At 64.1% G+C, this 9,113-nt stretch carries 10 protein-coding genes; all 10 read right to left on the bottom strand.

Annotated features, from left to right (window positions below):
• Window positions 1-46: 46 nt before the first annotated feature.
• Window positions 47-448 (bottom strand): DUF1801 domain-containing protein, encoded by a 402-nt coding sequence (locus WG901_RS17705; protein ID WP_339588412.1) that lies wholly within the window; start codon window positions 446-448, stop codon window positions 47-49.
• Window positions 449-720: 272 nt separating this feature from the next.
• On the bottom strand, window positions 721-1,302 hold the full coding sequence (locus tag WG901_RS17700; RefSeq protein ID WP_339588411.1) for a DUF308 domain-containing protein: 582 nt from the start codon (window positions 1,300-1,302) through the stop codon (window positions 721-723).
• A gap of 123 nt (window positions 1,303-1,425) precedes the next feature.
• A complete protein-coding gene (locus WG901_RS17695) occupies window positions 1,426-2,070 on the bottom strand; it encodes a DUF1109 domain-containing protein (RefSeq protein ID WP_339588410.1) in 645 nt (214 codons plus the stop codon).
• Window positions 2,057-2,599 (bottom strand): sigma-70 family RNA polymerase sigma factor, encoded by a 543-nt coding sequence (locus WG901_RS17690; RefSeq protein WP_339588409.1) that lies wholly within the window; start codon window positions 2,597-2,599, stop codon window positions 2,057-2,059. The genes WG901_RS17695 and WG901_RS17690 overlap by 14 nt, the downstream gene beginning before the upstream one ends.
• A 333-nt stretch (window positions 2,600-2,932) precedes the next feature.
• Window positions 2,933-4,960 carry an RNA polymerase sigma factor RpoD gene (gene rpoD / locus WG901_RS17685; RefSeq protein WP_339588408.1) on the bottom strand — a complete coding sequence of 676 codons (2,028 nt, stop codon included), beginning with the start codon at window positions 4,958-4,960 and terminating at the stop codon, window positions 2,933-2,935.
• 221 nt (window positions 4,961-5,181) lie between these two features.
• Window positions 5,182-5,919, bottom strand: a complete 738-nt coding sequence (locus WG901_RS17680) for an enoyl-CoA hydratase/isomerase family protein (protein WP_339588407.1) — start codon at window positions 5,917-5,919, stop codon at window positions 5,182-5,184.
• 284 nt (window positions 5,920-6,203) lie between these two features.
• Entirely contained in the window at window positions 6,204-7,589 is a 1,386-nt protein-coding gene (locus WG901_RS17675; protein ID WP_339588406.1) for a sensor histidine kinase, read from the bottom strand.
• 5 nt (window positions 7,590-7,594) lie between these two features.
• Entirely contained in the window at window positions 7,595-8,281 is a 687-nt protein-coding gene (locus tag WG901_RS17670; RefSeq protein WP_339588405.1) for a response regulator transcription factor, read from the bottom strand.
• A gap of 23 nt (window positions 8,282-8,304) precedes the next feature.
• Complete coding sequence (locus WG901_RS17665; RefSeq protein ID WP_339588404.1) at window positions 8,305-8,625, bottom strand: PDZ domain-containing protein; 321 nt, start codon at window positions 8,623-8,625, stop codon at window positions 8,305-8,307.
• A gap of 161 nt (window positions 8,626-8,786) precedes the next feature.
• On the bottom strand, window positions 8,787-8,960 hold the full coding sequence (locus tag WG901_RS17660; protein WP_339588403.1) for a hypothetical protein: 174 nt from the start codon (window positions 8,958-8,960) through the stop codon (window positions 8,787-8,789).
• Window positions 8,961-9,113: the final 153 nt, after the last annotated feature.

Raw genomic sequence — 9,113 nt, 5'->3', positions numbered from 1 at the left:
AGCGGCCTCGAACCGTCGAACGGCCGGAATGTCGGCGATTGCGAACTTATCCGTCGCGCCACGCTGTGGCTACCAGCTCTTCGAGAACCTGCAGGTCCAAGTCCTCGAGCCGCTTGATATAAAGGCAACCGACACCGCGTTCGTGCTTTCCAAGCCGGTCAAGGATCGGTCGATGGCGGTCGAGGTCGCAGGAAAGGTAAAGAACTGTCGCTGCCTTGCGCGGGCTAAAACCGACGCGACAGATGTCGCCCTCGCGCCCGCTCGCATAGCGATAATGGTGGATGCCGAAGCCGACGATCGAACTGCCCCACATCACCGGCGGTTGACAGGTGACCTTGGCAATCAAATGGCAAATGCGCTGGGCATCGTTGCGCCTTGCGGCGGGGACGACACCTTCGAGAAAGTCGGCGACAGACGCCTCGGTCGGCTTGGTTTTATTCTCGGCCATGGTGCGTTTTTTATCAAATCGCGGACAGCCCGAAAATCCCCGGAATCATCAGAGTGGCCTTACCGCCGGCTTGTTTTATCTCTGCGTAGGCAGGCCAATGCTTTCCGTATCTGCGTCAGCCCATTTCCGCCAAGCCCGGTATTCGGCCGTGGCGGACGTTCTCTCGTCTTCTGACTTTCGACCAACTCGAGATATGGATGGGCGGCCGCTTTTCGCAGACGCCAAGAGCGCCTTGTCGGCTCGAACGCCATGACCGCGACCATACCGTTCGCTCACTCAGTCCCGCTCGCCGTTCTCTTCCTCACGGACAGCGACAGCGCGGCAGCCGAGATCGCGAAATACACCGCGCCCACCGCAGCATAGCCCGCAACGCTCGTCACGCTCGGTCGCGTCGCAGCGTCGAACCCCATTTTGACGAAGAACGCTCCGGCGAGCGCAGACTGAGCACCGCTGAGAATCATCGGCCACTGCGCGCCGGCAGTCTTCCATCGGCGCAGGGCGGTCGCAAGTTGCAGGATGCCCGTGAGCGACGCCCAGATGCCAATTATGCCGATCACCGCGTGAAAATCGCGGGCGACCGTGGCGCCGACAGCGACGGTAACCAGGGCGCTGACGAAGACATTCAAGCGCTGCGAAGGGTTGGCCCGCAAGCCGCCGCTACGCATGGCATCGAAGTAGTTGGCGAGACAGTCCCAGGCTGGATAGACCACGATCAGCACGGCCGAGACCGCCGGATGGGCACTCCCCACCGTATAGGCCAGAAGGACCCACAGTAGCGAGAATACGGCGCGTCCAGCATAGTAGTTCCGAAGCCAGGTGTCGTTCGTGCGTTCAGCGGCAGTGGCAGGGCTCATTGTGGTCTCTCTTCATCAATTGGACGGGGAATGCGGCTGCCGTGCCCGCTCGCGGGCAAGCATCGTGCAACGTCTTGTGGAGCGGGATGAGGCGGCCTCGACGCCGCCGGGCGCGGCGCGCTGTTAGAGGCGGAACCTTCGGGGCAAGAGCCACCGCGCCGCCGCGGTCACCGCACCGCATCCCACGAGGTACCAGACGGCGATATAGAGGGGATCGTTCATGGGACAGCAGGAGGCGAAGATCAGCGCGCCGCAGCTTGCGGCTGCGAGCCCGGAAGCCAGTGCGCTGCGTTTCGGATGAATTGGCGCGGCGCGTCGCATCATGGCGCCCAGCAAGGCCATCAGGGGCAATGACAGGACGACAATGGCCGTCGCGCAGATAAGTCCATGTTCCGGCATCAAGCGGTCGAAGAGGGCCCCGGCGTCTTCGGGCATGCGAACGAGGAACAATCCTGCGATCAAGGCTGCTGCCACGAGAGCGAACGCACCGGTCAGTCCGCGCCGCGGCCATCCCATCGGTGCGAAAGAGCGCAGCGCGATGGCACCGCAAGCAGCGGCAAGCACCACCAGGCTCCCGAGTTTCCAGACCATGAAGCCAGAACCGATCACCTGGGGCATGTCGGGGCGTATCAGACCCAAGGCGAGGAGCACGCCAAATTCCGCCAGGACGAGCGACACCAGCAAGGCAGCCTCGCGCAATAGGCTCCGCCGCCGCACCGGAACGAGATCGGCCGACAGGCTGAGAATCAGGGTGTCATTCGACGTCATGGCTCTGCTCGATTGTCTTGGTGAGGCGGGCGAGACCGCGGTGGACGTTCATCTTGGCGGCGGAGGGCGACTGACCGGTCTGGCGGCACGCCTCTTCGATGCTGTAACCCTGCAGCTTGACGAGCATGATCATACGCGCCTGAGCGGGGCGAAGCTCCACTAGGAGGCCGGTTAGGACAGAAGCGCTGATCACCGCCGTCTCGTGGTCGCCGGTGGCGATTTCGTCCGTCAGCGGATCGGACGAATGACGGCCGAGCATGCGCAGCTGGTCGATCCACTTGTATTTCGCGATCGCGGCCAACCAGGGTCCGAACGGTTGGCGCGGATCGTAGGTGTGCCGTCGCCGATGAATGGCGAGCAGGGTTTCCTGAACCGCATCGTCGACTTCGCCGCTGGGGAGCCGGCGGGCGAAATAACGCTTCAGCCAGCCTGAGACCTCGGCCAGCAACCGCTGATATGCGCCGCCGTTGCCATCCTGAGCAGCCGCCATCAGCCCGGCCCATTCGCCGGACGACTCTTCCCGGTGCACGGACCTTGTACCGCCTCGGCTTGGCCGGCTCACCAGGGAAGGAATCGAATGCAGACGCATGATTCCTTATTCGCCGAGCGCGCCACTTTGGTCACCAGGGCGAGCAGAATATTTGCCGCGGTCACTCACCAGCGATGGACGGGTCGCTGCACGCGGAGCCGATGGTTCGAGCCCAAAGACGCCGGATACTGGAGACTGCTGAGACCCATTCGACCGGCCGCTATGCCGGCGAAATCCCCTGGCCCATCGGTGGTGTAGCCAGGGGACCTTAGATACCCTTGACCCAGGTCGCTAATGACCAAGGACGTCGAGCGCTCAGCAGCAACGAGATTCCTATTCGAGAAAGGCGCGCATGGCTCGCGACCGGCTCGGGTGCTTGAGCTTGCGCAGCGCCTTGGCCTCGATCTGGCGGATGCGTTCGCGCGTGACCGAGAACTGCTGGCCGACTTCCTCGAGCGTGTGATCGGTGTTCATGCCGATGCCGAAGCGCATGCGCAGCACACGCTCCTCGCGCGGGGTCAGCGAAGCCAGGACGCGCGTAATCATCTCCTTGAGGTTCGCGTGGATCGCCGCGTCGACCGGGATGATGGCATTGGCATCCTGGATGAACTGGCCAAGATTGCTGTCCTCCTCGTCGCCGACCGGCGTCTCGAGGCTGATCGGCTCCTTGGCGATCTTCAGAACCCGCTGCACCTTCTCGAGCGGCATCGACAGACGCTCGGCCATTTCCTCGGGCGTGGCCTCGCGGCCCTCTTCGTGAAGGAACTTGCGGCTCGTGCGGACCAGCTTGTTGATCGTCTCGATCATGTGGACCGGAATACGGATCGTGCGCGCCTGATCGGCGATCGAGCGGGTGATCGCCTGACGGATCCACCAGGTGGCATAGGTCGAGAACTTGTAGCCGCGGCGGTACTGGAACTTGTCGACCGCCTTCATCAGGCCGATGTTGCCCTCCTGGATGAGATCCAGGAACTGCAGGCCGCGGTTCGTGTACTTCTTGGCGATCGAGATCACGAGGCGCAGGTTGGCCTCGACCATCTCCTTCTTCGCGATACGCGCCTCGCGCTCGCCCTTCTGCACCATGTTGACGATGCGGCGGAACTCGGGAAGCGACATGCCCGTGGCCGAGGCGATGTCCGACACTTCCGCGCGGATGCGCTCGACGGCCTCGGCCTCGTTGTCGGCGAAGGCGCCCCACTTCTTGTCCTTCCTGGACATGTCCTTGAGCCAGTTGTCGTCGAGCTCGCGCCCGAGGTAGCTGTCGAGGAAGTCCTTGCGGTTGACCTTGTGGCGTTCGGCGAGGCGCAGCATCTGGCCGCCAAGCGTGGTCAGGCGCCGGTTGAAGGCATAGAGGTTGTCGACCAGGAATTCGATCTTGGTCGCGTGGAACTGCACGGACTCGACCTGCGCGGTGAGGTCTTCGCGCAGCTGCTGGTACGACTTTTCCTTGGCCGCGGGGAAATCGTTGCCCAGGCCCATCGCGTCGAGGCGATCGCCCTGGATCTTCTCGAACTTGCGGAACAGGTCGGTGATGCTGGCGAACTTCTCGAGCGCTTCGGGCTTGAGCTGCGCTTCCATCTGCGCGAGGCTGAGGGTGTTGTCCTCTTCCTCTTCCTCGACCGGGCGACGCGCGCGGCGTTCGATGCCGTCCTCGTCCTCGTCGGCGGCGGGCTCTTCCTCGGGCTCTTCCTCTTCCTTGTAGGACGGGCCGGCCGTGGCTTCGCTGATCTCGCCGTTGTCTTCCTCGCCGTCCTCGGTGAGGTTCTCGGGCTTAGGCTCCTTCGAGAGCATCGCGTCGAGATCGAGGATCTCGCGCAGCTGCATCTCGCCGTTGTTGAGCGCTTCGGACCACTGGATGATCGCGTGGAACGTGATCGGGCTCTCGCAGAGGCCCAGGATCATCGTGTCGCGACCGCACTCGATGCGCTTGGCTATCGCTGCCTCACCCTCGCGGCTGAGCACCTCGGCCGCGCCCATCTCCTGCAGGTACATGCGTACTGGATCGTCGGAACGGCCAGCAGTCTCCGCCTTCTTGCTGCCCCCACGCGCCGCGATCGCCTCGTCGTCAGCTCCACCGCGATCCTGCTCCGCATCATCATCGGAATCACTGTCACCGGACGGATCAGCATCGGGATCTGTCTCATCGTCATTCTCGACGATGTTGATGCCCATCTCGGAAATCGCCGCCATCACGTCTTCGATTTGGTCGGTCGACATCTGCTCACGTGGCAGCGCAGCATCGAGCTCTTTGGCCGATATAACGCCGCGGTGCTTCGCACGCGCGATCAGCCGCTGAATCGAGCCCTTGTCGAGATCGATAACCGGCATGTCCTCATCCGCACCGTAATCGTTGCTAGTCATAAGCCCGCTATTTTCCTGAAACGTGTCGTATGGCGGCGAGGCCGCAACGACAAAAACGCGATTTCGGCGGCCCCTTGCCCGACCAAGCTCCCAAGCGCCAGCAAACTATGATGCTACGCCCACTTCCATCGAAGGTACGGCGTCGCTGTTCGGCGACTGGACGTCGGACGACGGAGGCGTCGCTTGCAGCCGTCGGGCGAAAATCAAGGCCTTCGGGTCTGTCAGACCTGGCCTCGATTTCGTCCTGCAAACCTCAGGAAGTCTGCGGTCCGAAAACCGTCGAGAAACTGCTGATCCGGTCCTGCCGCCAACAGATCCCGATCGAGCGCACCTTTGAGCAGCGTGATACTCTCTCCTGAATTCGCCGCGATCTTCTGGGCAAGGTCCTGGCAGCGCGCCGCGACATCGTCATCGAGAAGATCGACCAGGCCGATACGCGCCGCCTCCTGGGCATCGATGGTTTCTGCGCTGTACAACAGACGAGCGGCCTGCCCTGGACCCACGAGCCTGGCGAGTCGGCGAATGTCACCGCTCGGATGGGAGATTCCGAATTTTGCAGGTGGGATCGAGAATGTCGCGCGCGGACCTGCTACCCGAATATCGCAAGCCATAGCGATCGCAACGCCGGCGCCATGGCAAGGTCCCGCAATGGCGGCCAAGGTAACCATCGGTCCCGCGCCGAGTTGCTGCATCACCCGCTGCATCGCGATCGCAAAAGGAGCGGCATCGCCTGGCTCTTTGCTAAAAGCTTCGACTTCGACGAGATCCGAACCAGCAGAGAAAACCTCCGGGTCCAACGACTCGATAATCAACGCTTGGACTCCCGCCTTCGAGATCACCTCGAGCATGTCGGACAGCTTTGCCCAGTCCGTCATCCGCAGCGCATTACGCTTGCTAGATCGACAGAACGCGAGATGGCCAACCTTGTCCGACCGCCTCCAGCGCACCGCGTGATCCATAATTCCTCGACTCCCACTCGACTTCAGCACGTCTCTCGCCCAGCGACGGCTAACAATCGCCAGTCGATGAAGCGCTCGCGGCCAATCGTGTAAGTCAGTGAGTGCCTTGGCTTCCACAGAAAACAAGAAAAGCTTCTGGGATCATGTCAGGGATCGAACGCGACGTCGGACGCCAACTTCAAGCGATCAAACCATCCGCCGGACGCCGGGATTCTACATTGCCCCCTCTCCGACGTGCGGTCCTAATGGGGTGGAGCGACCCAAGCGCCCATCGCGTGTGAACGCTATGCCGATCGTGTCGGCCGCGGCAGATCGCGGAGAGACATCGTCACGGTCAGGCCCGGACGATTGTCGTCGAGCTCGACCGTGCCGCCGTGGAGATGCGCGACGGCGCTCACCAGCGAAAGGCCCAATCCGGAACCGGGCAGATGGCGCGCAGGATCGAGTCGACCGAAGCGGGTCAGGGCCTCTTCGCGCTGTTCGGGCGCGATTCCCGGGCCGTCGTCGGCCACTTCCAGCAGCAAGGTGCCGCGCCGCTCGCGCGCGGTCAGGACGATTCGCCTGCCACCCGCGGCATATTTGAGCGCATTCTCGATCAGGTTGCCCAGCGCCTGGCTGACGAATTCGCGATGCAGCATGACCTGCAGACCTGCCGGCGCTTCCGCCGCCAGCGTGAAGCCTTCGTCCTCGGCCAGCGGCCCGTAGATTTCGACGAGATCCTCGAGCAGGCCGGGGAGGTCGACCGCGGTGAACCGCTCGCGGCCGATACCGGCCTCGGCGCGGCTGATCTGAAGCGCGGTGGAGAGCATCGCCAGCAGCGCTTCGGCCTCCTGCGCTACGCGATCGAGCGAGACCAGCGCCTCGGGATCGCGGGTATCGACGATCGCCCGCTCGATCAGCGACTTCATGCGTGTGACGGGCGAGCGCAGATCGTGGGCAAGGCCATCGGTGATCAGGCGCAGCTGCGAAACCAGCGCCTCGATGCGATCGAGCATGGCGTTGATCGAATTACCGAGGACGTCGAAGGCGTCGCCACTGCCGCTGGTTTCCACTCGCGCGGCCAGAGCGCCCTCGCCGACCGCATGAGCGGTGGCGGCGATCGTCTCGATCCGGCGCGACAGCGCGCGGCCGATGATCAGCGCGCCGAGCAGCGCCATGACCAGGCTGGCCGCGAGCGCGGCCAGCATCGCCTCGCGATTGACCCGCGCGATCAGCAGGTTGGCTTCGATGACGTGGCCGGTCAGCAAACGGCTGCCGTCAGCCAGGCGGATCGCGGTCACGCCCATGCGTTCGGGCTGGTCGCTGCCGGTGCGGTAAAGGTCGATCGTGCGCCAAGACGTCGTCGGCGCGATCACCGTGGGCCAGGCGCTGAGATTGCCGGCGATCGGCGTGCCGTCGGCCCGGGCATAGAGGATCACCGCGACCGCGCCGTGGGTGGCTTCGAGGCGGTCCTCGATCAGGCCGCGCAGTTCGGCACTTCCACCAACACGCCAAGCGGCTGCGAGTTCATCGCGCAGTTCGTCGATCGACTCGCGCTGCTCGGCCGCGAGCGCACGCTGGCTCGCCTGCTGGACGAAAACGAGCACCCCACCCGTGACCGTGAACTGCAGCGCGAAAGCCAGCAGGATGATACGCGCGGTGATCGACCGGATCGGAATGCCCCAGCGCACGATGGTCAGGCCGAACTGCCAAGGCGATAGCCGGCACCGCGCACCGTATGAAGAAGCGGATGGTCGGCGCCGTCATCGATCTTGCGGCGCAGGCGGCTGATATGGACGTCGATCACGTTGGTTCCGGGATCGAAATGATAGTCCCACACGCCCTCGAGCAGCATGGTGCGGGTGACGACCTGGTCGACGTGGCGCAACAGGTATTCGAGCAGGCGAAACTCGCGCGGCTGCAATTCGACCGGTTTGCCGCTGCGGCGAACCTTGCGCGAGAGCAAGTCCATCTCGAGATCGTCGCACGAGAGCGTAGTGATAACCGCCGGTCCCGGCCCGCGCTTGCGCATGAGCAGGCGGACACGCGCCAGGAGCTCGGCGAAGGCGAAAGGTTTGGTGAGATAGTCGTCCGATCCCGCCGTAAGACCGGCGACGCGATCGTCGGGCGTGCCGAGCGCTGAGAGAATGATCACTGGCGTCTCGATGCCCGCGGCGCGCAATGCGGCCAGCACGGCCATGCCATCCATGCCCGGCAGCATGCGATCGAGCACGATGGCGTCGTAGGCGCCATCGGTCGCGAGGAACAGGCCGTCGCGGCCGTTGTCGGCATGGTCTACCGAGAAGCCTTCCTCGGTCATGCCCTTGGCGATGTAAGTCGCGGTGGCCGCGTCGTCTTCGACCACCAGCAGCTTATGACCCATGCCCGTCTCCTTGGCGTCCCCGATCAGAGGGCCAGCCGAACCTCACGAAGTTCGCGACCGTGAAGTATCCGCAGCGCCACCGTGCCGGCCTTGTCCTTTTGCAGGCTGCGCCGCGCCTGATCCAGCGAGAAGATGGGCTCACCGTCGATCGCCACCACGGCATCGCCCACGGCCACGCCGCGACCCGTCGCCGGGCTGTTCGAGCGAATGCTGGTGACGACGAGCGGGCCGCGCAGGGATGAAGCGGCCTCGACGGTGAGCCCCGGCAAGATCGCGGCACCCTTGGGATGGGCAGCGCCGCGATCGAGCCAAAGGCTGCCGGCATGCGAGAGAAGCAGGAGCAACGCGACAATGGGGGAGAGGAACAACGCGAGCCATGGGGTCAAGCTCGGGCGATGGCGCTGGGGTCGGCGCAGGGGTCCTCTGGTACCGCGCATCCTTCCTCGCACGACTGGAACCATTGCGGGGGCGCAAGGGGACGCCCCCGCAAGAGGTAGGGACGGGATCAGCTGCGCTTGCTGGCCTTGGGCTTGGCGACCGCGGCGTGGTGAACCGGCGCGGCGTGGCTGTGTGCCTTGGGCGCCTTGGCCGGAGCGGCAGGTGTCGTGGTCGCGGCATTGGCGGTCGCGGCGCCACCCAGGGTCAGCGCGGCGATGAGCATCAGCGTCTTCTTGTTCATGACGATTCCTTTGTTCTTTCAGCGGCGGGTCCGACCGGAATTGGCTCCCTGCCGCTGACTTCGAAAATCGTCGGAAAGGCCGCCGCGTTCAACTTAACCTTTGGTCATGCGGCGGCCACCTTGACCGCCGCGACACAGCCCAATCACCCGCGT

The organism is Novosphingobium anseongense (assembly GCF_037482895.1).
GTDB classification, from domain to species: domain Bacteria; phylum Pseudomonadota; class Alphaproteobacteria; order Sphingomonadales; family Sphingomonadaceae; genus Novosphingobium; species Novosphingobium anseongense.
The sequence above is the reverse complement of the archived record's forward strand: the minus strand, read 5'-3'. Positions and strand labels throughout refer to the sequence as shown.

Coding starts and splice junctions, on each gene's coding strand:
- WG901_RS17705 (WP_339588412.1), bottom strand. CDS start 448: ATGGCCGAGAATAAAACCAAGCCGACCGAGGCGTCTGTCGCCGACTTT.
- WG901_RS17700 (WP_339588411.1), bottom strand. CDS start 1,302: ATGAGCCCTGCCACTGCCGCTGAACGCACGAACGACACCTGGCTTCGG.
- WG901_RS17695 (WP_339588410.1), bottom strand. CDS start 2,070: ATGACGTCGAATGACACCCTGATTCTCAGCCTGTCGGCCGATCTCGTT.
- rpoD (WP_339588408.1), bottom strand. CDS start 4,960: ATGACTAGCAACGATTACGGTGCGGATGAGGACATGCCGGTTATCGAT.
- WG901_RS17680 (WP_339588407.1), bottom strand. CDS start 5,919: ATGGATCACGCGGTGCGCTGGAGGCGGTCGGACAAGGTTGGCCATCTC.
- WG901_RS17670 (WP_339588405.1), bottom strand. CDS start 8,281: ATGGGTCATAAGCTGCTGGTGGTCGAAGACGACGCGGCCACCGCGACT.
- WG901_RS17660 (WP_339588403.1), bottom strand. CDS start 8,960: ATGAACAAGAAGACGCTGATGCTCATCGCCGCGCTGACCCTGGGTGGC.